The following is a 25,967-nucleotide window of genomic DNA, read 5'->3' as shown; positions in this document are numbered from 1 at the left end:
CCGGGTTAGAGCTGGTTCAGGATGAGCAGGCCGCGTGAGGTGTCGATGATGTACACGTAGCCGTCGCCAGGGACGCGGATGCCGATGGCGCCCTCGAAGACGTCGTCGGTGCGCTCCGGGTCCGTCTCGCGGTGCGTGTTGTAGTACGCCACCTGCCGGGGCTGCGTGGGGTTGGACACGTCCAGCACGCGCACGCCCTCCTGGTACCACGCAACGTACAGGCGCGTGCCCACCAGGAGGATGTTGTGGATGGAGGTCGTGGGCCGGAGCCTGAACTCACCAATCTTCACGATGTGCGCCGGGTCGCTGGCGTCCAGCACGCGCAGGTGCGCGCCGTGGCTCTCGCCGCCCTCGAAGACGATGGTGCGCCCGGCGAAGGTGCCCACTGCGTTGTGGTGGGCGGTGGTGTTCGGGTACGTGTAGGTCCCCAGCAGCTTCATGTCGTTCGGGTTCGCGACGTCGACGACCTTGAGGCCGCCCTCGAAGTGGCTGATGTAGAGCCTGCCCTGGTAGGCGAAGGCGTCATGGGCCCCGTCGTAGGGGCCCACCAGCGGAAACGCGAGCCGCTGGAGCAGCACGGGCTCCAGGGGCTGGGACACGTCGAACACGAGCGTGTTGCTCGCGGGCCAGAGCCCCATGCCGTAGAGCCGGTCCCCGTCCACCAGCACGGTGTGCACGGCGAGGGGGGCGCTGGATGGGACGCGGCGCACGAACTGCGGGTCCGCCGGGTTGGAGATGTCGAAGACCACGATGCCGGTGTCCTGGCTGGCGACGTACAGCGCGTCCCCCTTGGTCCACACGCTGTTCCAGAGCTGGTCGTTGGGGAGGCTGATGACCTTCTTCAGCACGGGGTGCTGGCGGTCGGTCACGTCGTAGACGGTGATGCCGCCCGGCTTGCCCGGGCGAAGGTAGGAGTTGGCGGAGACGACGTAGGCGTGGTTCTTCGCGACGTAGATGTCCAACGGGGTGCCCTGCTCGACGTACGTCTCCGACACGAGCTTCAGGCCGCCCGCGGACTCTTCCTCGCCCTCGCGCCACAGCATGCGCTGGGCATCGGCGGTGGCCCGCTCCACCACGCGGCCGTTGACGCACCGGGCGAAGCAGCCGGTGAAGTAGCGGTTGCTGGGCGCCTCGCAGCCCGCGAGCACGGTGGTGACGGTGCCCCCGTCCCGGGTCGGGGTCTGGATGTCGAGGCGCAGGCTGTCCGCGTCGCGCTCCTCGTGGGTGACCGGCGAGTAATAGAACGAGCTGGAGCCACCATCGCCGATGAGGTGCATCGTCACGGTGTAGTACGAGCCCTCCACTCCGCCGTCCGCCAGCGCTGACTCCTCCCGCAGCCGGACATGGAAGATGCCGTCCTTCGGGACGTTGGCGAGGGTGGAGGTGTTACAGGCGGACAGGTCGAAGATGGCCGGGTTGAGACAGCCTCCAGCGGGGCTCTCCCCCACGCGTGGCACGACCGCGCAGGACGAGAGCACGCCGGGGTCACCCGTGCCGTCTCCCAGTTCCTCCAGTGCGGTGTAGGTGCCGTCCCAGGGCAGCGTCCCGGAGTCGGGTGGCCCCGCGTCGGGTGTGCCCGAATCTTCGGGGACACCTGCATCGGGCGTGGGCTGGGGCGAGTCGCGGCAGCCTGGAGCGGCGGAGAGCAGCAGGCCCCAGGCGACGAAGAACAGCCAGGACGAGCGGGAGGCGGACAGCATCAGGGGACCTCAATGGGGTGACGCCACGCAGGATTGCAGGCGTCACGATCAAAGCGACTCCCCCTGTGAATGGGAATGGGGCGTGCGAGGAACGGGCCGTATTCCAAGATAGAGGATGTCGCCACGCCTCGCGCGGCAAAGACATCCAGCCCGGGACCTTTCATCAATGGTGTCGCGAGAGATACGAATTCGGGCGGGTGACGTATCGGCGGGATACCGGCGATGTCGAGGGGGGCGGGAGGGTGCGGAGGAGGGCCGCTGACGAGGCCGCGCTCGCATCAGGTGTGTGGCAGCAGACTGGGCCTCTGGGCTGTCTTGAACCTCAACGCCCCGCGGTCTGGGGTGGCCCTCGTGCCGGGGCCAACCTCGAACAGGCCGTGGGCAAGCCCTGAGCTTGCCCGGGCCGCTCCCAGTTCCACGCGCTCCTGCCGGAAAAGGCTCCATCGGGAATGCGTCATCCGGCTTGAGGGCAGGGGGAGGCGAGGGTGCCATCGCTCGGGCTTCATGCCTGGCTACGCGACGGTGCGTCGCCACGTCACATCGCACGATTCGAGGCGAAGCGAAGCGCCCTCGTGTCAATGCGTCGTGGGGAGTGTCCCTGCGAGTTCCTCCATCAGCTCGATGGTCGCGGACATGTCCTCCTGGTGGTGACGCGCTACCTCGGCGGCGCACATCTGGTCCGCCACGGCGGTGGCGGGCATGGCCACGGCGAGCCGGTGGGCGAGGGCCATGATGAGGCCGAAGTCCTTGTGCATCAGCTGGAGCGAGAAGGCCGCCGGGTACTCCTCGTGCGCAACGTTCTCCAGCTTCACGCGGTGGTTGGGCGCCACCACCGCCGTCTGCCCGAGGGCATCGAGCAGCCGTGACTTTTCGAGTCCAGCCCGCTCTCCCAGGACGATGGCCTCCGCGAGCGTCTGAAGGCTCGAGCCGAGCAATGCATTGACCACGAGCTTCATGGTGGCCCCCATGCCGTTGCCCCCCATGTGGAGGGTGGTCTTCCCAAGGACGGACAACAGGGGGCTCGCACTCTCAAGGGCTGACTCCTCGCCGCCTACGAAGATAACCAGGGAGCCGGACTCCACCTGGGGCACACTGCCGGAGACGGGGGCATCCAGCATCGCCACGTCGCGTGCCCGCAGCGCCTTCGCTATCTGTCGCGCGGTGTCGGGGGCCGCCGTGCTCAGGTCCAGGCAGAGCGTCCCCGGCGCCGCACCCTCACCCACGCCGTTGTGCCCGAGATACATACCGCGCACCGCGGCGTCGTTACTCAGGGACGAGAGGACGACGTCACTTCGCGCGGCAAGCTCTTTCGGCGTGGAGGCCCAGGTGGCGCCTTGGCTCAGAAGAGGATCGGCGCGGGCGCGGGTCCTGTTGAATACGGTGAGCGGATAGTCGGCTGCGAGCAGGCGCTGGCACATCCGGCTGCCCATCGTTCCGAGTCCGATGAATCCAAGTCGCGGCAACGCATCTCTAGGGGGCGTGGTCTCTGCTGACATGGTCTCCCTCTCCTGATGACGTGTAGGGAGCACGGTGGCCATTCGTCCTGGCAATGCAAAGGAAGGGCCCGGGAGCTGGATCTCGCTCCTGGCCGGCTGGCCGTCCCCGCAGCCACTGCGCGACCGGCTGCGCCTCCGGACAGGATCCCCGTTGCCTGCATGGTCCTGGGGCGCCGCGCTGTTGGGATGCCTCACCGTGGGCACGGCCATGGAGAGTCTCTCAATGCTTTCGGGTGTGTGGGATTGGACGGAGCCATTGAAGACGTTGCAGGCCGCGAATCAGGGCTCGTTCGCGACCTTCGCAGAGTTGCGGATCTACCCGCTTCCGTACATGTGACGTTGCTGGTGGTGCGCTCGCTGGCGTTCGTGGGAACAGTGACAGCGCTGCGCCGGGTGAACGCCCGGCGCCCGTGCTCACCGGGTCCTGAAGCCCTCATGGACGTACGGGTTCGCGAACCTCCCCCGACGCATCTGGCAACTCCGCCGCCAGCTTCGCCCTCAACGTGGCCACGACGTTTGGATTCTCGCCCGCCACGTCCCGCAGTTCCGCCGGGTCCGCCACCGTGTCGAACAACTGCACCCGAACCCCATCTGGCGTGGGCAACTCCAACAACTTCCACCGGCCCAGATAAATCCCCCGGTGCCGAGCCCGCCGCACCGGTCCCTCCCACTCCGGCTTCAGCGCAATCTCTCCCGTGTCGCTCTCCACCATCGCGATCTCATACAGCCACGGATACGGCATGCGCACCGTCTGGTACGGCTGACCATCCCGGTCGCTGAACCACACATCCGTCTCAATCAACGCCGGCAAATCCGGAAATGTCTTGGGCTCCGGTCCCGGCCGCGCGAGCGACGCCAGCGACCGCCCCCGGAATGACTCCGGCGCAGGCACGCCCAAGAGGTCCAGCACTGTCGGCGCCACGTCCAGCGACCGCGCCCGCTGCGTCACCTCCCGCCCTGACGCCACCTGCCCGGGCAGCCGCACCACGAACGGGATGCGCAGCCCCGCGCTGCCCCACAGATGGTCACCATGGCCCTGGCCCAATCCCTCGTCCTCCAGGTGCTCGCCGTGGTCCGACAGCAGCACCACCAGTGTGTCATTCCACCGGCCCCGGCGCTCCAGAGCCGCGCGCACGTTCCCCACCAGTCCGTCGAACGTGCGCACCCCCGCGTCGTAGTTCGCCCCCAGCGCCGCGATGTCTTCCGGCGTGGGCGCGGGCGCGCTCGGATCCACCTCCATCCGAGGCGTCGCCCCAAATCGCCACGGCCCCCGGTAGCCCGGCTCCACGTACTTCCCTTCCTGCGGCCACGGCGCGGCGTACGGGAAGTGCGTGGACGACGCGAACACCACCACCGCGAATGGCGCGTCCTCCGGCAGCCCATCCAGCACATACCGCACCCGCGTGTGCAGCGGGGCAGGGTCCGTCAGCTCCGGAAACTCACCCCGTTCCTTGAACAGCCCCGGCGCCAGCGCGGTCCATGGCAACAGCGCCACGTGCGTGATCAGCATCCGCTGCCGCACCAGGTCCGGGAAGCGGAAGTCCGGCGCGGACACCACGTCGAAGCCGTAGTGGAAGCGCGCGAAGTGGTCCCCCGCGTAATCCGCCACCACCGCCGTGCGGTACCCCTGCGCCTTCAGCGCCGTCGCCAGCGTGGTGAGCTTCGCCTCGCGCGCCTCGCGCCTCACCAGCGTGTGCACCACCGGATGCTCACCCGCGTACTGCGACGTGAGCAGCGTCGTCCACGACGGCGCCGTGCGCGGCACCTGCACCACCGTGTCGTTGAAGCGCGTGCCTTCCCCCATCAGCCGGTCGATGTTCGGCGACGTGGGCCGCGAATAGCCGTTGCCCGACAGATGATCCGGCCGCAGCCCGTCCGACGCCAGGATGAGCAGGTTCGGTCTCGCTCGCCCGGCCGACTCCGGCGCCGTCGCGTTCCGCGCGAGCCCCAGCCCCGTGAAGCCCACCACCGCCGCCGAGGCCGTCACACCCCCCGCCAGGCGACGCCAACGCGGTGACTCCGCCAGCCACCGCGCCACCACCGCCAGCACGCTCGACACCGGCAGCACCAGCGCCGCGAACACCCACCCCGACGGCTGCGTCCCGCTCAGCCCCCGCAGCACCGCCGCCGTCACCTCCGAGCGCGCATACAGCGTCGCCGCGTACAGGTGCGGATGGCGCGCCATGTCCCCCGCAACCAGGAACACCTCCACCACCAGGCACCCCAGGCCGCTCAGCCAGAACACCGCGCGCCGGCTCCGCTCCGCCGCCCACAGCCCGGCCCCCAACAGCGCCCCCAGCACCAGCCCCACCACGCAGTACGCGCCAATGAGCCGCGCCACCTGCCACAGCACCACGCCGCGCCATGCGCTCCAGACGTACTCCGTGACGACGCTGCTCTCATTCCCCTGGTAACCCAGTTGCATGTTCAGCAGGACACAGAGCGTGTAGAGCGCCAGGAAGACGAGCAGGCCCGCCCGGCAGCCCAGCAGGAGGGCGCGAGCGAGTGTCGGCGGTGTACGGGTGGAGGCGGGCATCCTGGGGCAGCGTGGTCACGAATCCCACGGCGGCCACCCCACGTCCGGAGGGAGTGCCCACGCCCGGACGGACGAGGGGCCGGAATTCCGCTCCCGGTGTTGTCTCCCGGGCCGGTTTTCCGGGCCCCGCACGCATCCCGAAGGCTATTCGCTGTTCTTGCTCGACCGGTTCATCCAAGGCGTGCTCGGTGCCAGCCTGGTGAAGTCCGTCTCCATCGAATTCGTCCTACAACTCGACATGTGCCACCGCTGCCGGCAGGCGGCGACGTAGTTCGAGGAGCACCACCCCTGCTCGAAAATGATGCCTGCGTCCGCGCAGAGCAAGGAGCGGATGGACGAGGACATCGTCGTCGAGGTGGCGGCCCGCTTCAAGCGGCCCCCCGTCATGAAGGCCTGGGATCCGTTCGCGCGCTGAACGCCGGGCAAACGTCACCCGCGGGCGCCCCGTGAGCACGCAGACACGGTTGAATGGAACGATGTTCGCGTCGGGAACGCGGACGCTCGACGTGGGGCCCTGGCCGCCAGGAAGCGGCACGCGCACCGTGCGGCCCAGATCCTCACTGCGCCGCAGGGGCTCGACATCACGGCGCGAGTGAGCGTTCGGCGTTCAAGGACCTGTCCTGGCTGGAGATTGGCGCCACGCACCCGCGTGCGGGGGGAAGTCACGGGCGGAGCGGACCTGCGGTTCGCTGAAGTAGACTCGCACCATCCGTGAAGAAGACAGGAGCCAACATGAAGCTGATATCGAGCAGCGCCATCGTGACGGGAGCGGGGCAGGGCATCGGATTGGGAATCGCCGCGCGTCTCATGCGGGACGGAGCCAACGTCCTCCTCTTCGGGCGGACCCCGGAGAAGGTAGAGGCGGCCGCCGGAGAGCTCAACCGGGTGATGGAGGGACACGCGCGGGCCGTGCCCTTCGCGGGAGACGTGGTTCGCGCGGAGGACGTGGCGCGAGCCATCGAAGTGGCCACGCGTGAGTTCGGCCTCCCGGGCATCCTGGTGAACAACGCCGGGTCGGCCACCCTCCGCCCGCTCCTCGAGTTGCCGGTGGAGGAGTTCGATCAGATCCTGGCCATCAACCTCAAGGGGCCCTTCCTGTTCACCCAGGCACTCGCGAAGGCGCTCGTCGCCGCGAAGCAGCCGGGCTCCATCGTCAACATCTCCTCGTTGAATCAGACGGCCGTGACGGACGGGCTCTCCCACTACTGCGCCTCCAAGGCGGGGCTCGCGAACTTCTCGAAGGTCGCGGCTTCGGAGCTGGGGCGGTATGGCATCCGTGTGAATGTCGTGGCCCCGGGAGCCATCCGCACGCCCCTGGCCGAGGGGGCCGGCCTCATGAAGGGAGCCATGGGGCGGGAGTTCCTCGCCCGCACGCCGCTCGGAAAACCGTGTGGCGAGCCGGAGGACGTGGCGAAGGTGGTGTCGTTCCTCTGCAGCGATCTCGCGTCATGGATCACCGGCGACACGCTCGCCGTCGATGGTGGCAATCACATTCGCGGGCTGCACAGCTACGCGGACACACTGGGCCTCACCCGTCCGGTGGAAGGCTGAGCCGTCCCCGGGTGCCTGCCAGCGGGTGCCCGGAAGGAGTGCCCACGCTTGGACGGACGGGGGGCTGGAATTCCGCTCCCGGTGTCTCCCAGGCCGGTTTTCCGGGCCCTGGCTCCAGCGCGGTCCAGGTGTTTGCACCTGGGCCGTCACTGGACTGGCGAGCAGGGGTTGCGGGCTCTAGTGTTCAGGCGCCTTTTTCTTCACCCGGGAGCCGGAACGCCCATGTCCTTTACCCACCTTCACCTCCACACCCTCTATTCGCTGCTGGATGGGGCCATCCGGATGAAGGACCTCATCAAGACGGTGAAGGAGAAGGGCATGTCGAGCGTGGCCGTGACGGACCACGGCAACATGTTCGGCACCATCGACTTCTACAAGAAGGCCAAGGACGCCGGCATCAAGCCCATCCTCGGCCTGGAGGCCTACGTCGCCGGGCCCAAGGGGCGCGAGGACCGCTCGGAGAAGGTGGCCCACCACCTCATCCTCCTGGCCAAGAACGCGGAGGGCTACGCGAACCTGCGCTACCTGTCCTCCACCGCGTACATGAACGGGTTCTACTACCACCCGCGCATCGACAAGCAGGTGCTCGCGGAGCACAGCAAGGGCCTCGTCGGCCTCACCGCGTGCCTGGGCGGTGAGGTGACCAGCGCGTGCTTCCGCGGCGACATGGACCACGCCCGCCGCGTGGCCGCCGAGTACAAGGGCATCTTCGAGCCGGACAGCTTCTATCTGGAAGTCCAGTCCAACGGCATGGTCGAGCAGGACAAGGCCAACGAGAACCTCAAGCAGCTCTCGCGCGACCTGGACATCCCGCTCGTCGCCACCGCGGACGCGCACTACATCAAGCGCGAGGACGCCAAGGCGCACGAGCTGCTCATGTGCATCGCCAGCGGCAAGACGCTCGCGGACAACAAGCGCCTGCGCCACTCCACCGACAAGCTCTACGTCACGAGCCCGGAGGAGATGCTCGGCTTCTTCGCGGACTCGCCGGAGGCCGTGCACAACAGCATGCGCATCTCGGAGATGTGCAACGTGGAGCTGAAGCTGGGCAAGCCCATGCTCCCCACGTTCAAGGTGCCGGACGGCCACACCCCGGACACCTTCATGTCGGAGCTGGCCTACGAAGGCCTGCGCCAGCGCTTCAAGGAGCTGGAGGGCAAGTACCCCATCGACCGCGAGCAGTACCAGGCGCGCCTCACGCTGGAGCTGGGCGTCATCCAGCGCATGGGCTTCAGCGGCTACTTCCTCATCGTCCAGGACTTCATCAACTGGGCCAAGGACCACAACATCCCGGTGGGCCCGGGCCGTGGCTCCGGCGCCGGTTCGCTGGTGGCCTACGCGCTGCGCATCACCGACCTGGACCCCATCCCGTACAACCTCCTCTTCGAGCGCTTCCTCAACCCGGAGCGCGTGTCGATGCCGGACTTCGATATCGACTTCTGCCAGGACCGGCGCGACGAGGTCATCAAGTACGTGGGCCGCAAGTACGGCGAGATGAACGTGGGGCAGATCATCACGTTCGGCTCGCTCAAGGCCAAGAGCGTGCTGCGCGACGTGTGCCGCGTCTTCGGCCTGCCCTTCAGCGAAGGCGACCGCATCGCCAAGCTGGTGCCCGAGGTCCTCAACATCACCTTGAAGGAGGCCATCGAGATGGAGCCTCGCCTCAAGGAGATGATCGAAAAGCCCCAGAACATCGGTGAGGTGGAGGGAAACCCCGTCACCACCAAGGACGTGCTCGAAATCGCGCTCGCGCTGGAGGGCCTGCACCGCCAGCCCGGCATGCACGCCGCGGGCGTGGTCATCGCGGACAAGCCGCTCTGGGAGTTCGTGCCCGTCTACCAGCCGCCGGGTGAAAAGATCCTCATCACCCAGTTCGCCAAGGACGAGGTGGAGGCCGCGGGCCTGGTGAAGTTCGACTTCCTTGGCTTGAAGACGCTCACGGTCATCCAGCACGCGCTGGACCTGGTGAACCGCAACCACGGCAAGGACATCAAGCGGCACGAGATTCCGCTGGATGACGCCGCCATGTGGAAGCTGATGGCGGACGGCGACACCGCCGGCGTCTTCCAGATGGAGTCCAGCGGCTTCACCGAAATGGTGATGAAGCTCAAGCCGACCTGCTTCGAAGACGTCATCGCCGCGGGCGCGCTCTACCGCCCGGGTCCGCTGGACTCCGGCATGGTGGACGTCTTCATCAACCGCAAGCACGGCCGGGAGAAGGTGGCCTACCCGCACCCGAAGCTGGAGCCGGTGCTCAAGGACACCTACGGCGTCATCGTCTACCAGGAACAGGTGATGCAGATCTCCCAGGTGCTGGGAGGCTACACCCTGGGCCGCGCCGACCTTCTTCGCCGCGCCATGGGCAAGAAGAAGGCCGAGGTCATGCAGGCCGAGCGCGCCGGCTTCCTCGAGGGCTGCAAGAACAACAACGTGGACCTCAAGGTCGCGGGCGAAATCTTCGACCTGATGGAGAAGTTCGCCGAGTACGGCTTCAACAAGAGCCACTCCGCGGCGTACGGCCTGGTCACCATCCACACGGCGTGGCTCAAGGCCCACTACCCGTGCGAGTTCATGGCGGCCCTTCTCACCAGCGAGAAGGACAACACCGACAAGGTGGTGAAGCACATTGGCGAGGCCCGCGAGGCGGGCACGCAGGTGCTGCCTCCGGACGTCAACCAGTCCGACCTGGCCTTCGGCGCGGTGGACGGGAAGATCCGCTTCGGGTTGGGCGCCATCAAGGGCGTGGGCGAGGGCGCCATCGAGTCCATCCTGGAGGCGCGCAAGGAAGGCCCCTTCAAGAGCCTCTTCGACTTCTGCGAGCGCGTGGACGGCCGCCGCGTCAACCGCAAGGTGCTGGAGGCGCTCGTGAAGGCCGGCGCCTTCGACTTCGAGAAGCGCCCGCGCGCGCAGCTCTTCGAGACGATTGAGCGCGCGATGAACCGCGGCTCCTCCAGCCAGAAGGACCGCGCGGCCGGGCAGAGCTCGCTGTTCGGCATGCTCGCGGGCCCGGAGTCCTCCGGCGGCGGCCTCAAGGACGACTACGCGCAGGTGGAGGAGTGGCCGGAGAAGGAGCGCCTGGCCTACGAGAAGGAGGCCATCGGCTTCTACGTGTCCGGCCACCCGCTGTACCAGTACGAGAAGGAGCTCAAGCGCTACGCGCGCCCCATCACCGCCGTGCAGCGCGCGCGCCGCGACGAGAAGCTCACCGTGGCGGGCATCATCACCGTGCTGCGCGAGCGCCCCACCAAGACGGGCAAGCGCATGGCGTGGGTCACCATTGAGGACTTGTCCGGCTCCACGGAGCTGGTGTGCTTCCCCGGCAAGGACGGCACGCGCAACGTGATGGGCAAGGACGGCAAGTGGTCCAAGCAGGGGCCCAAGCCGGGCTACGAGCACTGGGAGCACCTGCTCAAGTCGGACGACCCCATCCTCGTCACCGGCACCGTGCAGATTTCACAGCGCGACGAGAACACGCCCACCGCGGAGCTCATCGTCGAGGACATCCAGAGCCTCAAGGCCGTGCGTGAGAAGCGCACCAAGCGCCTGGAGCTGCGGCTGCCCGCGGACGTCGTCACGGAGGAGCGGCTGGCGAAGCTCAACGAGCTGGCGAAGAAGTACGCGGGCGCGACGCCGGTGGCGGTGAGCGTGCTGTTCCCCGGCGAGGCGGAAGCGCACATCTCCGGCACCACCCTCAAGGTGCAGGTGAACGACGATTTGCTCCTCGCGGTGGACCGCCTCTTCGGGCAGAAGGTCGTGGAGTTCGGCTGATTTCGAAAGGAAGCGACTCCATGGCGGACAGCGTGTTCAAGGACGGGCTGCTCAAGGGCAAGACGGCGTTCGTCTCCGGCGGCAGCAGCGGCATCAACCTCGGCATCGCCACCGCGCTGGTGAAGGCGGGCGCGAAGGTGGCCATCAACGGCCGCAACGTGGAGAAGCTGGAGGCCGCGGTGAAGGGCCTCCAGGCCCACGGCACCGCCATGGGCGTGGCCGCGGATGTGCGCGACTACGCGGCCGTGGAGAAGTCGCTCCAGCAGGTGAAGGACGCATACGGGGAGATTGACGTGCTGGTGTGCGGCGCCGCCGGCAACTTCCCCGCGCCCGCGCTGGGCATGTCCTCCAACGGCTTCAAGGCGGTGATGGACATCGATGTGCTGGGCACCTTCAACGTGTCCCGCGCCGCCTTCGAGCACCTGCGCAAGCCGGGCGCCGCCGTCATCAACATCTCCGCGCCCCAGGCCTACCTGCCCATGGCCATGCAGGCCCACGTCTGCGCCGCCAAGGCCGGGGTGGACATGCTCACCCGCGTGCTCGCCATCGAGTGGGGCGGCGCCGGCGTGCGCGTCAACGCCATCACCCCGGGCCCGATTGAAGGCACGGAAGGGATGAGCCGCCTCGCCCCTTCCGAGGGCGCGCGGCAGAAACTCGCGGAAGCCCTGCCACTCCAGCGATTCGGAACGCCGGACGACATCGCGAGGCTGGCCCTCTTCCTGTCGTCGGACGCCGCGTCCTACATCACCGGCGCCATCATGGTCTGCGACGGCGGCCAGTCCCTGCTGGGCGGTGCCGCGGTGCTCCAGGCCATCAACGGCTGATTCCAGTTGGCGTGCAAAGATCCGGTGCCGCTTCGCGGTGACCAGGGGATGTCTGCTAGAAAGCACTGCAACCCCGCGTGATGCGCATTTCGCCGCGCGGGGTCTGCTCGCTGGACGGAGACATCCATGTCCCCACGGATTGCTGTGCTCGCCCGCTGTCTGGGGTTGAGCGTGCTGTGTCTAGGCCTGTCGCTCGGCTGCACGGATTCTGGAACCTCCCCGCAGCCTCCGCCGGAGGTGGAGGGCGTGGTGGACGCAGCGGCCTCCACGGTGAAGGTGGACCGGCCCACGGGCGTGCTGGCGAACGGCGACGACGCCGCGGTCGTCACGGTGACGGCGCTGCGCAAGGCGGACGGCTCGCGGCTGTCCGGGCGCACCGTGTCGGTGACGGTGGAAGGGGATGGCGCCTCCGTCCTGGAGTCGGCGCTCGTCACCGGCATCAACGGTGAGGCGCAAGCGCACGTGAAGTCCACGGTGCCTGGCGTGAAGACGGTGAAGGCGTCCGTGAAGGACGACACCGGCAAGATGGTGACGCTCACGCAGACGGCCACGGTGGAGTTCGCGGACGTCAGCACCGTGAAGACGCTGGCGTTCCGCTCGGCGCTGCCGGACGGCGTGGCCGGCGTTCCGCTCCAGGGCCTGGTGGTGGAGGTGCACGACGGCGCCGGCGCGGTGGTGACGGACAGCAACGTGGAGGTGACGCTGTCCCTGGGTTCCGGTGGCATCGTGTTCACGGAGGGCCAGCTGACGGTGGCCGCGGTGAACGGCGTCGCGACCTTCCCGGACGTGGTGCTGAAGAAGGCGGGCGGGGGCTACTACTTCATGGCGAACGCCGCGGGCTTCGAGCCCGTGGCCAGCACCGTCTTCTCGGTGATGCCGGGGGCGGTGAACGGGCTGGGCCTGGACCACCTGCTGGAGACCGCGACGGCGGGCGTGGCCCAGGACCTGGAGGTCACGCTGGAGGACGCGTACTCCAACACGGTGACGAACTACGCGGGCACGGTGACGCTGAAGTCCACGGACGCGGCCGCGACGCTGCCGGCCGCGCACACCTTCACGACCTCGGACGCGGGCAGGTTCAAGTTCCAGGGCATCACCTTCCGCACGGCCGGGCGTCGGTTCATGACCCTCGCGGACAGCGCGGGCGCGTTCTCGTTCGAATTCGCCGTGAACGTGTCCGCCGCGGCGGCCTCGCGCCTGGCCTTCACGCAGCAGCCGGCCTCGCCCGTGTCGACGCGCGCGCCGCTGGGCACCGTGAAGGTGGCCGTGCAGGACGCCTTCGGCAACCCGGCGTCGGCGACCGGGCTGGCGGTGAAGCTGGCGCTGCCGGCGGGGGCCTTCACGCTGTCGGGCACGACGAGCGCGGCGCCGGTGGACGGCGTCGCGACGTTCACGGGCTTGAGCATCGCGGGGCATGGCACCACGCACCTGGTGGCCTCCGCGCAGGGGCTGCAGGACGTGAGCAGCGCGGACGTGCAGGTGGTGGACGACGTGCCGCCCGCGAAGCCGGTGCTGACGCAGACGGGGGCCACGGAGACGGGCCTCACCGTGCAGTGGACGGGCGTGGGGGATGACGGCGTGCTGGGCCAGCTGACGTCGCAGGAGCTGCGCTACTCGACGTCCGCCATCACCACGGACGCGGCCTTCAACGCGGCGACGCCGGTGACGGTCGCCGCCCCCGTGCCTCCGGGCGCGGTGCAGTCCGCGACCCTCTCCGGGCTGGCGGCGGGCAAGACGTACCACGTGGCGCTGAAGGTGATGGACGCGCACGGCAACTCCGCGCGCTCGGACAGCCTGGCGGTGTCCACGTCGAATCCGGCGGTGACGCAGCTGGCGTTCACGGCGCAGCCTTCGAACGGGACGGCGGGCGCGGCGCTCGCGAACGTGGCCGTGTCGCTGCAGGATGCGCGCGGTGACGTCGTCTCCACGGCCACCACGGCGGTGACGCTGACCCTCACCGGCCAGCCCGGCTTCCAGGCGGTGACGGTGTCCGCGGTGAACGGCGTGGCCACCTTCTCCGGCCTGCGCGTGGACACTGCGGGCACGTACACGTTCACGGCCACTGCGGGCGCGCTGACGAAGGTGAGCCAGTCCTTCACGGTGGGCGCTGGCGCCGCGTCGAAGCTCGTGCTGGCGGCCCTCCCGGCTTCTGTCACCGCGGGTGCCTCGAACAACGTGACCGTGTCCGTGACGGATGCCTTCGGCAACCGCGTCAGCAGCTACGCCGGCACGGTGCACTTCACGTCCTCGGATGCGCAGGCGGTGCTGCCCGCGGACGCGGTCTTCATCCCGGCGGACGGGGGCCAGAAGACGGTCTCCGGCCTGGTGTTCAAGACGGCGGGAGCGCAGTCGCTCACCGCCACGGTTCCCGCGACCCCGACCGTCACCGCGACGGTGAGCACCGAGGTGCGCGCCAGCGCGGCCGCGTCCCTCGCGGTCGTCGCGAGCGCGGGCCCCTTCGGTGCGGGCCAGACGCTGAGCTACGAGCTGGTGGCGCATGACGCCTACGGCAACGTGGCGAAGGACTACGCGTCCACGGTGACGTTCTCCTCCACGGACACGCGGGCGGTGCTGCCCGGCGCGTACACCTTCACCCTGCTGGACGAGGGCCGGCGCACCTTCAACGTGGAGCTGCGCACCTCCGGGGACCAGTCGGTCACCGCCAAGGACGTGACGGACCCATCGCTCACGGTCTCGCACACCTTCACCATCCTCCCGGCGTCCGCGGCCCAGCTGCTCTTCGCCTCCGCGCCCACGACGGGCTCGGTGCGGCAGTCGCTGGCGGACATCCAGGTCGCGGTGCGCGACGCCTTCGGCAACAACGTGACCGGCGCGTCGGTGGATGTGCAGCTGGCGCTGGTGGGCGGCACCTTCGCACAGGGCATCCCCACGCGAGCCACCGTGGGCGGCGTGGCCACCTTCAGCGGCCTCAGCATCAATGACGAGGGGACGTATCAGCTCAAGGCGAGCGCCGGCGGCCTCCAGGACATCACGTCCGCGGACCTGATCATCTCCGACACGCAGGCGCCTGCTGTCGCGGCGAACTTCCGTGCGACGGCGGTGTCTGGCGGCAGCATCCGGCTGGACTGGCAGGCCCCCGGTGACGACGGCGTCCTGGGCACGGCGGCTCGCTACGAGCTGCGCTACGCCACGTCCGCCATCACCGACGCCACCTTCGACTCGGCCACGCTCGTGACGGGCGTGCCTGCGCCGAAGACGGCGGGCACGGCGGAGTCCTTCACCGTCACCGGCCTGACGGAAGGCACGACGTACTACTTCGCGCTGAAGACGTTCGACGGCGCGGGCAACGCCAGCGGGCTGGCCACGGCGAGCTCCGCCACCACCAACCCGTGCAGCGGCTACGTGTGCACGCCGCCGGGGCCCCAGTGCGCGGAGGACGGCACGTCGCTGGAGGTCTACTCGTCGGTGTGCGAGGTGCAGAATGGCGCGCCGACCTGCGTGGCCGGTGAGACGACCCTCCAGGCCTGCCCTGGCGCGAACGCGGTCTGCTACGCGGGCGCGTGCGCCACGGCGACGCACCCGGGCGCGGGAGAGCTGGTCATCTCCGAGGTGATGCACTCGCCGCTCGCGGGCCTCACGGAGTACGTGGAGCTGACCAACACCACGACGAAGCTGCTGGACGCCAACGGCCTGGGGGTGGACCTGGTGAACAGCGCGGGCACGCCCACGTCCTTCACGGTCAACCACGGCCACGCGCTGCTGGTGCCGGCGGGCGGGCGCACGGTGCTCGCGCAGAACGCGAACTTCGCCACCAACGGTGGCGTGGCGGCGAATGACGCCTGGGGCACGGACATCTCCCTGGACAGCACGGGCTCCATCACGCTGAAGCAGGGCACGGTGACGGTGGACAGCCTGACGTACACGAGCGCGTTCCCCCAGACGCCGGGCCGGGCCATGAGCCTCGCGTCCAGCATCATCGGGACGAAGGGCAGCGCGCAGGCCTGGTACTGGTGTGACTCCACCGGCAGCCTGTCCGGCGGCAACCGGGGCACACCGGGTCAGCTCAACGACGACTGCGGCCTGAACGTGGAGAAGCCGGTGAACTGGTGCGCCATCCAGTACCCGAAGACGTTCCCGTCGGCGGACGGCGCCTACCCGGCCACCATCAACGCCAACGACAGCTACGACATCTTCAGCCAGTTCTACAGCTACGACGTCACGCAGCGGAACACGAAGGGCAACGACTTCTACCCCTTCATCGAGGCGCAGCTGGGCTACGGCACGGATGCCACAAACCCCGCGGGCTGGACGTGGAAGGCGGCGGACTTCAACCCGGGCTTCACCCCGCCGAACTCGAACAACGACGAGATGAAGGCGGTCCTCCAGATTCCCACGGCGGGCACGTACAACTACGGCTTCCGCTACCGGTTCGTTGGCGAGCCGTGGGTGTACTGCGACCAGAACGGCAAGGTGGATCCGCCCGGGGGTACCTGGGGCTCGGTCACGGTGCAGGTCGTCAAGGCTCCGCTGACGAACCACGTGGTCATCAGTGAGATCAGCGGTGGCAACGGCACTGGCGCGGCCGCGACGGATGAGTTCATCGAGCTCTACAACCCGACGAATTCAGACGTGGACCTGTCCAACTGGCAGGTGGGCTACAAGTCCGCCACCGGCACCACCTGGAGCGCGAACGTCACCATCCCCGCCGGAAAGGTCATCCGCGCCCACGGCTACTTCCTCCTGGGCGGGGCGAACTACAGCGGCACGGCCGCCAGGGACGTCGGCTACAGCTTCGACATGTCGGCCTCCACCACCGCGGGTGGCCACGTCCGTATCCAGCAGCCCGTGAGTGGGACGTACGTGGACGTGGACCTGCTGGGATGGGGCACCGGAAATAGCCCCGAGGGTGGTGCTGGTAATGCGGCCCCGGCCCATCCGGCGGTGGGCGGAAGCCTGGAGCGCAAGGCCGTGTCCACCTCCACCTCCGCCACCATGGCCGTGGGGGGCGCGGACGCCCTCCGGGGCAATGGGTACGACTCGGACAACAACAAGAACGACTTCGTGACCCGAGCCGTCCGGCAGCCGCAGGGCTCCACGAGCCCGACCGAGTTCTACTGACGTCTCCGTCTCACCCGTGAGAAGTCCCAGGAAGGCCGCCTCCGGCACGCACGCCGGGGCGGCCTTCCTCCGTTACGGGCGCACCCCTGCCATGACAGACTCCGCCCGCCGCATGCCTGCTCCGGGCGCGGGCTGTCTGGGAAGGAATGCTCATGTCTTCGCGGCGCGTGCTGCTGGCTCGGTGTCTGGTGGTGGGGCTGCTGGCCCTGGGTGTCCCCGTGGGCTGTGGAGAGGACCCGAAGGCTCCCTCCACGCTGATTGCTCCGGAGAACTGCTCGGTGGAGCTTGCCCCGGGGACGGATCCGTTGCTGGCGAACGGTCAGGACACCATGGTCGTCACGGTCACGCTGCGCAACGAGGACTCCAGGCCGCTTTCCGGACGCTTCGTGAACACGCAGGTGGGCGACGGCGAGGGCTTCACCGTCTCGCAGGAGAAAAGCTTCACGGATCGCCAGGGCCAGGCTCGAGTGGAAGTACGCGCCACCACACCGGGCAACAAGAGGCTGTATGTGTCGGCAAACGAGCTGGATGGCGGGTGGATCATCATCGGCGAGGTGACGCTCGTGTTCCGGTAGTCACCTCCGAGGTGCCCACGGGGGGCGCCGCATCGAGGCCCGCCCGTCCGCCGCCCGACGGACGGGGCGGGGGAGGGCGTCCACTGTCCGGCACCCGTGGGCGCCACGCCACACGGATGCTGCCAGGGCCAGCGGAGCGCATTAGCTTTGGGCACCTTCCCTGACACCCACGGCTTGAGAGGAGCCCACCCCGTGTCCGAGCCCCTGGTCCCCGACGCCGCCCGCCACGTCACCTGCCCACCGGAGGAGTTCCGCCGCGCGAGCGAGGAGGCCCTGACCAAGGCCCGCGACGGCATCGCGCGCCTGAAGACGCTGCCCGCCTCCACACCCTCCCAGGAGGTGCTGGACCTGTTCGACGAGTCCTCCGCCGCGCTGGATGACGCCGCCGCGCGCGCCAGCGTCGTGCGCCACACGCACCCGGAGGCCGCCCTGCGCGAAGCCGCGGAGCAGGCCGAGCAGGCCATCGAGAACCTGGCCAACGACATCCGCATGGACCGGGGCGTCTACAACGTCCTGGCGCGCGTGGACCTGTCCCAGGCGGACGCCGCCACGCGCAAGTGGATGGAGAAGGTGCTGCGCGACTTCCGCCGCGCCGGCGTGGACCGCGACGACGCCACCCGCGCGAAGGTGAAGGCGCTCCAGGAGGAGCTGGTCCGCATTGGCCAGGAGTTCAGCCGCAACATCAGCCAGGACACCCGCACGGTGTCGCTACCCCCGGCCGCGCTGGCGGGCCTGCCGGAGGACTACGTGCGCGCGCACGCCCCCGGCGAGGATGGCCAGGTGCGCATCTCCACGGACTACCCGGACCTGGTGCCCTTCCTCACCTACGCGCGCGACGGCAAGGCCCGCGAAGCGCTCTGGCGCGCCAACCGCCAGCGCGGCTACCCCGCCAACGTGGACGTGCTCCAGAAGCTGGTCCAGAAGCGCCACGAGCTGGCCACGCTCTTGGGCTACCCGCACTGGGCCGCCTACGCCACTGAGGACAAGATGGTGCGCACCGCGGACGCCGCGGGCACCTTCATCCGGAAGATCGCCGACGCGTCGGAGGCGCGCATGAAGCGCGACTACGCGGTGCTCCTGGAGCGCAAGCGCAAGGACGACCCGTCCGCCGACAAGGTGAACCCGTGGGACTCCGGCTACCTGGATGACCGCGTGAAGGCGGAGCAGTACGCCTTCGACTCGCAGACGGTGCGCCCCTACTTCGAATACACCCGCGTGAAGCAGGGCGTGCTGGACCTCACCGCGCGCCTCTTCGGCGTCACCTACCGCCCGGTGAAGGACGTGCCCGTGTGGCACCCGGACGTGGAGGCCTACGACGTCTACGAGGGCCCGACGCTCAAGGGCCGCTTCTTCCTGGACATGCACCCGCGCGCGGACAAGTACAAGCACGCGGCCCAGTTCACGCTGACCAGCGGCAAGTCCGGGCGGCGGCTGCCGGAAGGCGCGCTCATCTGCAACTTCCCCAAGCCCGGCGCGGAGCCGGCGCTCATGCAGCACGGCGACGTGGAGACCTTCTTCCACGAGTTCGGCCACCTCCTGCACCACATCTTCGGCGGCCACACGAAGTGGGCGGGCCTGTCCGGCGTGCGCACGGAGTGGGACTTCGTGGAGGCCCCGTCGCAGATGCTGGAGGAGTGGGCGCGCGACGTGACGTGCCTCCAGACCTTCGCGAAGCACTATCAGACCGGCGAGGCGCTGCCCGCGGAGCTGGTGGAGCGGATGCTCGCCGCGGACGAGTTCGGCAAGGGGCTCTTCGTGCGCCAGCAGATGTTCTACGCGGCGCTCAGCCTGGAGCTCTACCGGCGCGACCCGAAGAACCTGGACGCCACCGCGCTCGTGCGCGAGCTGCAGAGCCAGTACATCCCCTTCCCGTACCTGGAGGGCACCTACTTCCACCTCACCTTCGGGCACCTGGACGGGTACTCGTCCAACTACTACACTTACATGTGGTCCCTGGTCATCGCGAAGGACCTCTTCACGGTGTTCCAGACGAAGGGCCTGCTCAACCCGGAGCCCGCGCAGGCCTACCGCCGCGCGGTGCTGGAGCCGGGCGGCTCTGACGACGCCGCGCGGCTGGTGCACCACTTCCTCGGCCGCGACTACGACTTCCGCGCGTACGAGGCCTGGCTCAACAAGGCCGCCTGAGTGACGGCGAGGGGGCCCCGGCCGGTTCGCCGGGGCCGCCTGGGGCCTCACGTCACTCCACGTCGGTCTTCTGCACGCGCCAGATCTCCTCCGCGTACTGTTTGATGGTGCGGTCGGAGGAGAAGATGCCCGCGCGGGCGACGTTGATGATGCACTTCTTCGTCCAGGACTCCGGGTCCTTGTAGGCGCGCGCCACCTCCTCCTGCTTCGCCGCGTACGCCGCGAAGTCCGCCAGCACCAGGTAGCGGTCCTCGTTGAGCAGGCTGTCCACCAGCGGCTGGAAGAGGTTGCGGTCCTCCGGCGAGAAGAAGCCGTCGCGGATGAGGTTCAGCGCGTCGCGCAGCTCCGTGTTGGACTCGTACACCTCACGCGGCTTGTAGCCGGCCTTCTTGCGCGCGATGACCTCGTCCGCCGTGAGGCCGAAGAGGAAGAAGTTCTCGTCGCCCACCGCGTCGCGAATCTCCACGTTGGCGCCGTCCAGCGTGCCCAGCGTCAGCGCGCCGTTGAGCATCAGCTTCATGTTGCCCGTGCCGGAGGCCTCCCAGCCCGCCGTCGAAATCTGCTCGGACACGTCCGCCGCGGGGATGATGCGCTCCGCCAGGCTCACCCGGTAGTTGGGCAGGAACACCACCTGCAACCCCGTGGCGCCCGCGTCGCTGTTGACCACCTCCGCGATGCCGTTGATGAGCCGGATGGTCAGCTTCGCCAGGTGGTAGCCCGGCGCCGCCTTCGCGCCGAAGAGGAACGCGCGCGGGTGGATGACGCTGGACGGGTCGCGCCGCGCCTTCATCCACAGCGCCACGATGTGGATGGCGTCCAGGAGCTGCCGCTTGTACTCGTGCAGTCGCTTGATCTGCACGTCGAAGATGGCGTCCGGATTGAGCTGCACCCAGCGCAGGTCCTTCACGTGCTGGGCCAGCTCCTCCTTGTTGGCGCGCTTCACCTCGCGGAAGGCCTTGCGGAACTCCGGGTCCTCCGCGTGCGCTTCCAGCTTCTGGAGCTGATCCAGGTCCGTCACCCAGCCTTCACCAATGCGGCTGGTGATGAGCTTGGACAGGCGCGGGTTGCACCACGCCAGCCACCGGCGCGGCGTCACGCCGTTGGTCTTGTTGTTGAAGCGCTCCGGGTACATCTGCGCGAAGTCCGGCAGCACGTCGCGGCGCAAGAGGTCCGTGTGCAGCGCGGCCACGCCGTTGACGCTGTGGCTGCCCAGCACCGCCAGGTGGGCCATGCGGATCTTCTTCTCCGGGCCCTCCTCCACCAGGCTCATCCGCTGCTGCTTCTCCACGTCGAACGGGTAGCGGATCTGCACCTGGCGCATGAAGCGCTGGTTGATTTCGTAGATGATCTCCAGGTGCCGGGGCAGCAGCCGCTCGAACAGCGACACCGGCCAGCGCTCCATGGCCTCCGCCAGCAGCGTGTGGTTGGTGTAGCCGAACGTCTCCTGGGTGATGGACCAGGCCTCGTCCCAGAGCAGGCGCTTCTCGTCCACCAGCACGCGCATCAGCTCCGCCACGCCAATGGCCGGATGCGTGTCATTGAGCTGGATGGCGCACTTGCGGGAGAACTCGCGGAAGTCGTTGTGGTTCTTCAGGTAGCGCCGGACGATGTCCGCGATGGAGCACGCCACGAAGAAGTACTGCTGCTTGAGCCGCAGCTCCTTGCCCGCCTGGAACGCGTCGTTGGGATAGAGGACCTTGGAGATGACCTCCGAGTCGTTCTTCTCCACCACGGAGCGCTCGTAGTCACCGGCGTTGAACAAGAGCAGGTCGAACTCGGCGCTCGCGCGCGCCTGCCACAGCCGCAGCGTGTTGACGGTGTTGTTGCCGTAGCCCGCGATGGGCGTGTCGTACGGAACGCCCACCACCGTCTTGCCGCCCACCCAGCGCGCCACCGGCCGGCCATCCGCGTCCTGGTGGTGCTCCACGCGCCCGAAGAAGCGCACCGGCACCGCCTTCTCCGGCCGGACGATCTCCCACGGGTTGCCGAACTTCAGCCACTCGTCCGCGCGCTCCACCTGGTGTCCGCCCACCAGGTCCTGCGAGAAGATGCCGAACTCGTAGCGGATGCCGTAGCCCATGCCCGGGTAGCCCAGGGTGGCCAGCGAATCCAGGAAGCACGCCGCCAGCCGGCCCAGACCGCCGTTGCCCAGGCCCGCGTCCGGCTCCATCTCCAGCAGCTGGTTCAGGTCCACGCCGACCTCCTGCATGGCGGCGGCCGCGGCCTCGTACATGTTGAGGTTGAGCAGGTTGTTGCCCAGCGCGCGACCCAGCAGGTACTCCGCGGACAGGTAATAGGCTCGCTTGACGTCCTTCTCGTAGTAGGTGCGCGCCGTCTTCACCCAGCGGTCCGTGAGCCGGTCGCGCACGGCCAGCGACAGCGCCATGAAGCGGTCGTGCGCGGTGGCCGTCTCCGGATTCTTTCCGCGCGAATAGCGCACGTGTTCGAAGAAGCCGCGACGGACGCTGGCCGCGTCGAGCCCGGTGCGGCCGCTGTCTTCGGGAGCTCCCGAGGCGGAGGGCGGGGGCGATGCGGGGCGCGCGGAGGCGGGAGGAGCCATAAGTCGGTCGTCTCGAGGGTCGCGAAAAGGTGGAAGGACTGCGAAAACGCCCCGCGCGCTTGACGCGGGACGCCCATGGCGAAAGGGTACCGTGTCGCGCCAGCCCAGGGCAGGGGAAACCCACACCCCTCCCCGGGGTCGGCCGCCTCCTCCGCCAGGGAGGGAAGGTGTCCGGCGACCCGCGTGACGCGCCGCGGCCCCAGCGCCTGCGCGGGGCATGCAAGCTGCCCTCAAGGGAAGACCGGAAGTTCAAGGAAGTGCGGTACAACACTCCGCGAATGTCCCACCCCCTGGATGACCTGGAAGCGCGCATCGCCCTCACGCGGCCGGGGGACACCGTGCGGGGATTGAGCTTCGCGGCGGTGCTGCGGCTGGTGCACCAGCGGCTGGGGCGCGACGCCGCGGAGACCCTGCGCGCGCCGCTCATGCAGCGAAGCCCGGTGGACTTCTTCTCCTATCCGGCAGTGGACTTCCTGCGGCTGCTCGCCTTCGCGTCCGAAGCGCTCCAGCCGGAATACGGCGCGCGCGACGAGGCCCTGCGGGCGTGCGGGGAGGCCATCGTCGGGACGTTCTTCGAGTCCACGGTGGGGCAGACGCTCCTGCGCCTCACCTCCGGCGGCGGAGACCCCAAGCGCATGTACAGCAACGCGCCCGCGTCGTACTCCACCGCGGTGAGCTACGGGCAGCGCGAGTACCAGGCCCTGGGCGACAAGCGCGTGCGCCTGCTCTTCAAGGGCGACCTGCTGCCCGTGGAGGTCCACGAGGGCATCCTCGGCGGCGCCCTCACCGCGCTGCACCGCGAGGGCCGCGTGCGGGGCACCGAGCGGAGCCTGGGCGACTCCGAGTTCCTCATCGAGTGGACCTGACGGCCCGGCGAAAAGCGACGGGCCCCGCTCCACCGTGAAGGGGAGGGGGCCCGGGGGGCTTCAACGCCGGCGTTCGCGCTACTTCGCGGCGGCGGGCGGCGGGCCGGCCTTGCCGGCGACGGCGGCCACGGACACGGTGTCCAGCTGCTGGGCCATGTCATGCGCCCTGGCGAGGAAGTCCGCCGTCAGCTCCTTGGGCAGCGGATCCGCGCGGGGGAACTTCTGGGTGAGCGGGTTGGCGTAGGCGCCGTTGCGCTTCAGGCCGAAGTGCAGGTGCGGGCCGGTGGAGCGGCCGGTGTTGCCGGAGTAGGCAATCACCTGCTTCTGCCGCACGCGCTGGCCGGCGCGCACGCCGTCGCCAAAGCGCGACAGGTGCATGTACTGCGTCTCCAGGCCGTTGGCGTGGCGCAGCACCACCATGTTGCCCGCGGCGCCCGCGTTGCCCGCGGACACGACGGTGCCGTCCGCCACGGCCCACACCGGGGTGCCAATGGGCGTGCCGTAGTCCACGCCGTTGTGGTTCTTCACGTACTGGAGCACCGGGTGGAAGCGCGACCCGAAGCTGCTGGTGATGTGCGCGTACTTCAGCGGGCTCTTGAGGAAGGTCTTCTTCGCGCTCGCGCCGTCCTCCTGGAAGAAGTTGGCCTCGCCGTTGGGCAGCACGTAGCGGAACACGCGCTTGTTGCCCACCAGGCCGCCCTCATACGTGGCCGCCAGCACCTCGCCGTAGCGCAGCACGCGGCCCTTGGAGACGAACTTCTCCACCAGGGCCTTCGCCTTGTCGCCCTTGCGCACGTCCCGGTAGAAGTCGATGTCCCACGCGAACACGTCCGACAGCACCAGGCCGATGGACGGGTCCTCGCCCGCCGCCAGCGTCGCCTCGTACAGGGACGAGTTGATCTCCAGCGACACCACCGACACCTGCTTCTCCACGTCGATGGAGCGCTTGCTGCCGATGTACTTCTCGCCGTCGCGGCGCACCTGCCACTCGTCCACCGCGCTCTGGCGGTAGTCGAAGAAGTCCAGCTCTCCGTCGCGCATCACCAGCCGGAACTGGTCGCCCACGCGCGACTTGCGGAAGTCGAACACGCCCTCCAGCGCGGAGATGACCGCCGTCACCTGCTCGTCGGGCAGCGCCGCCTCGTGCAGCGCACCGGCCAGCGTCTGGCGCGGCTCGATGCGGCGGTTCTTGATTTCGAAGTGGGTGGCGGCTTCGGACGTCGAAGCCACGCCCAGGGCGGCGAGGCAGAGGAGGGAAGCGGTCTTCATGGGGGGCGATACAGGAGTGTAGAGGACTGTTGGCCCTCCGCCCAAATCCTGACCGCGCTCCGTCAGCCCGCCTGCCTGCTTGGGACGCCCGGCCTTACAGCTCCACTTTCTTTTCCGAGTGGTGCTGCCCGTCGTAGCGCAACAGGGTCCCCTTGCCGTCGTAGCGGGTGATGATGTTCACCGGCCGGCGCCAGAGGCTCTGGAGGTTGCGCAGCGTCTCCCGCGCGTAGTCGCCCTTCAGGTCCTGCCCGTCGTGCTTGTGCGCGAGCAGCAGCTCCGAGCGGTTCTCGTAGTTGCCGTCCACCACCTCGATGATGGGCTGCCCGAAGTTGGTGAGCGACGTGAGCAGCTTGTTCTTCACCTTGCGGAACTCACGGTCCAGGATCTCCCACGAGTTGCGCTTGTCGTTGAAGCCGTAGACGAAGAGCTTCTGCTGCTGGGCGAACTCGGCGGTGAGGAACGTGTCGATGAAGGTGATGTCGTTGTAGTGCTTGCGCACCTCGAAGATCTTCTCACGCCCCGCGCCCAGCTTCTTGTCCCAGGCCTGGCGCGCGCGAAGGTCATCGCACTCGTCCCACTCCTTGCCGAACCGGCCCTTGTTCCACCGGTCCTCGATGTCCCGCCACAGCTCGATGCCCAGCTTGTACGGGTTGATGGCGCCGGGGCGCACGCCCATGGTGCCCGAGTGGTGGTCCGCGTAGTCGATGATCTCATCGTCCTTCAGCGCCCGGCGGGTCATGATGGTGGAGTGCCAGTAGCTGGCCCACCCCTCGTTCATGATCTTCGTCTGGCCCTGCGGCGCGAAGTAGTACGCCTCGTCGCGCAGGATGGAGAGGATGTCCACCTCCCAGGGCTCCAGCGGCGCGTGCTCCAAGAGGAAGTAGAGCACGTCGCGCTGCGGGCGCTCCGGGAAGCGCTTGCGCTGCTGCTTCTCGTCCTCGGCGCGCTTGCGCTGGGAGTCCATGAACTCGGAGGGGTTGATGAAGCCGCGCATGTACTCGCGGTTCACCTTGAAGCCCTCCACGCGCTCGTTGGACTTGGCCTCCTCTTCCGCGCGCTGCGGATCCGGGTTGCGCCGGATGTGGGGCGCGTGCTGGTCGATGAGGTTCTCCAAGGACAGCGTCCGGTCGATGAAGTCCTCCACCTTCTCCACGCCAATCTTGTCCACCCAGCGCCGGACGCGGGTGGCATGGTTGGCCATGTCATCAATCATCCGGCGGTTGGTGTGCCGGAAGGAGAAGTTGTTCTTGAAGAAGTCGCAGTGGCCGTAGACGTGGGCCATCACCAGCTTCTGGTCCACCTCCGGGTTGCTCTCCATCAAGTACGCGTAGCAGGGGTCGTTGTTGATGACGAGCTCGTAGATTTTCGAAAGCCCGTACTCGTACCCCTTCGCCAGCTGCTCGTACTCCATGCCCCAGCGCCAGTGGGGGTAGCGGGTGGGGAAGCCGCCGTAGGCGGCCACCATGTTCATCTCGTCGTAGGACACCATCTCGAAGACGGTGTCGAAGAAATCCAGGCCGAACTCCTTGGCGTAGCCGTGGATTTCATCCCGAAGCGCGGCGAGTCGCGGTGAGAGGCTCTTGGGCATGGGGCGGTGG

General features: G+C 68.5%; 13 protein-coding genes. 7 read left to right on the top strand and 6 right to left on the bottom strand.

Annotated elements, in window-relative coordinates:
• Window positions 1–5: 5 nt before the first annotated feature.
• The 3 genes from KYK13_RS30810 to KYK13_RS30800 form a co-directional block, all read right to left on the bottom strand.
• Window positions 6–1,700 carry an LVIVD repeat-containing protein gene (locus tag KYK13_RS30810; RefSeq protein WP_223636990.1) on the bottom strand — a complete coding sequence of 565 codons (1,695 nt, stop codon included), beginning with the start codon at window positions 1,698–1,700 and terminating at the stop codon, window positions 6–8.
• Window positions 1,701–2,275: 575 nt separating this feature from the next.
• Entirely contained in the window at window positions 2,276–3,196 is a 921-nt protein-coding gene (locus KYK13_RS30805) for an NAD(P)-dependent oxidoreductase (RefSeq protein WP_223636988.1), read from the bottom strand.
• Between the two features lie 433 nt (window positions 3,197–3,629).
• Window positions 3,630–5,732 (bottom strand): sulfatase, encoded by a 2,103-nt coding sequence (locus KYK13_RS30800; RefSeq protein ID WP_223636985.1) that lies wholly within the window; start codon window positions 5,730–5,732, stop codon window positions 3,630–3,632.
• Between the two features lie 732 nt (window positions 5,733–6,464).
• Here KYK13_RS30800 and KYK13_RS30795 point away from each other — a divergent pair.
• The 6 genes from KYK13_RS30795 (at window position 6,465) to KYK13_RS30770 (ending at window position 19,674) form a co-directional block, all read left to right on the top strand.
• Entirely contained in the window at window positions 6,465–7,283 is an 819-nt protein-coding gene (locus KYK13_RS30795; protein ID WP_223636983.1) for an SDR family NAD(P)-dependent oxidoreductase, read from the top strand.
• Between the two features lie 222 nt (window positions 7,284–7,505).
• Window positions 7,506–11,051: a DNA polymerase III subunit alpha gene (dnaE, locus tag KYK13_RS30790; RefSeq protein WP_223636980.1), complete on the top strand. Its 3,546-nt coding sequence runs from the start codon at window positions 7,506–7,508 to the stop codon at window positions 11,049–11,051.
• A gap of 20 nt (window positions 11,052–11,071) precedes the next feature.
• On the top strand, window positions 11,072–11,875 hold the full coding sequence (locus KYK13_RS30785) for an SDR family oxidoreductase (protein WP_223636977.1): 804 nt from the start codon (window positions 11,072–11,074) through the stop codon (window positions 11,873–11,875).
• A gap of 126 nt (window positions 11,876–12,001) precedes the next feature.
• Window positions 12,002–16,954 carry a lamin tail domain-containing protein gene (locus KYK13_RS30780; protein WP_223636974.1) on the top strand — a complete coding sequence of 1,651 codons (4,953 nt, stop codon included), beginning with the start codon at window positions 12,002–12,004 and terminating at the stop codon, window positions 16,952–16,954.
• Between the two features lie 152 nt (window positions 16,955–17,106).
• Window positions 17,107–17,529, top strand: coding sequence for an Ig-like domain-containing protein (locus KYK13_RS30775; protein WP_223636971.1), 423 nt, complete (start codon window positions 17,107–17,109; stop codon window positions 17,527–17,529).
• A gap of 192 nt (window positions 17,530–17,721) precedes the next feature.
• A complete protein-coding gene (locus tag KYK13_RS30770; protein WP_223636968.1) occupies window positions 17,722–19,674 on the top strand; it encodes a M3 family metallopeptidase in 1,953 nt (650 codons plus the stop codon).
• A 52-nt stretch (window positions 19,675–19,726) separates the two neighbouring features.
• Here KYK13_RS30770 and KYK13_RS30765 read toward each other — a convergent pair whose 3' ends face one another.
• Window positions 19,727–22,234: a glycogen/starch/alpha-glucan phosphorylase gene (locus KYK13_RS30765; RefSeq protein ID WP_223636965.1), complete on the bottom strand. Its 2,508-nt coding sequence runs from the start codon at window positions 22,232–22,234 to the stop codon at window positions 19,727–19,729.
• 278 nt (window positions 22,235–22,512) lie between these two features.
• On the opposite strand from KYK13_RS30765, the gene KYK13_RS30760 reads away from it, so the two are divergent.
• Window positions 22,513–23,100: a DUF2378 family protein gene (locus KYK13_RS30760; protein ID WP_223636962.1), complete on the top strand. Its 588-nt coding sequence runs from the start codon at window positions 22,513–22,515 to the stop codon at window positions 23,098–23,100.
• A gap of 78 nt (window positions 23,101–23,178) precedes the next feature.
• Here the strand turns inward: KYK13_RS30760 and KYK13_RS30755 are convergent, their stop codons facing one another.
• Window positions 23,179–24,369, bottom strand: coding sequence for a peptidoglycan DD-metalloendopeptidase family protein (locus tag KYK13_RS30755; protein ID WP_223636960.1), 1,191 nt, complete (start codon window positions 24,367–24,369; stop codon window positions 23,179–23,181).
• A gap of 94 nt (window positions 24,370–24,463) precedes the next feature.
• A complete protein-coding gene (locus KYK13_RS30750) occupies window positions 24,464–25,957 on the bottom strand; it encodes a SpoVR family protein (RefSeq protein ID WP_223636958.1) in 1,494 nt (497 codons plus the stop codon).
• Between the last annotated feature and the right edge of the window lie 10 nt (window positions 25,958–25,967).

The organism is Corallococcus sp. EGB (assembly GCF_019968905.1).
In the GTDB taxonomy this organism is placed as follows: domain Bacteria; phylum Myxococcota; class Myxococcia; order Myxococcales; family Myxococcaceae; genus Corallococcus.
The sequence above is the reverse complement of the archived record's forward strand: the minus strand, read 5'-3'. Positions and strand labels throughout refer to the sequence as shown.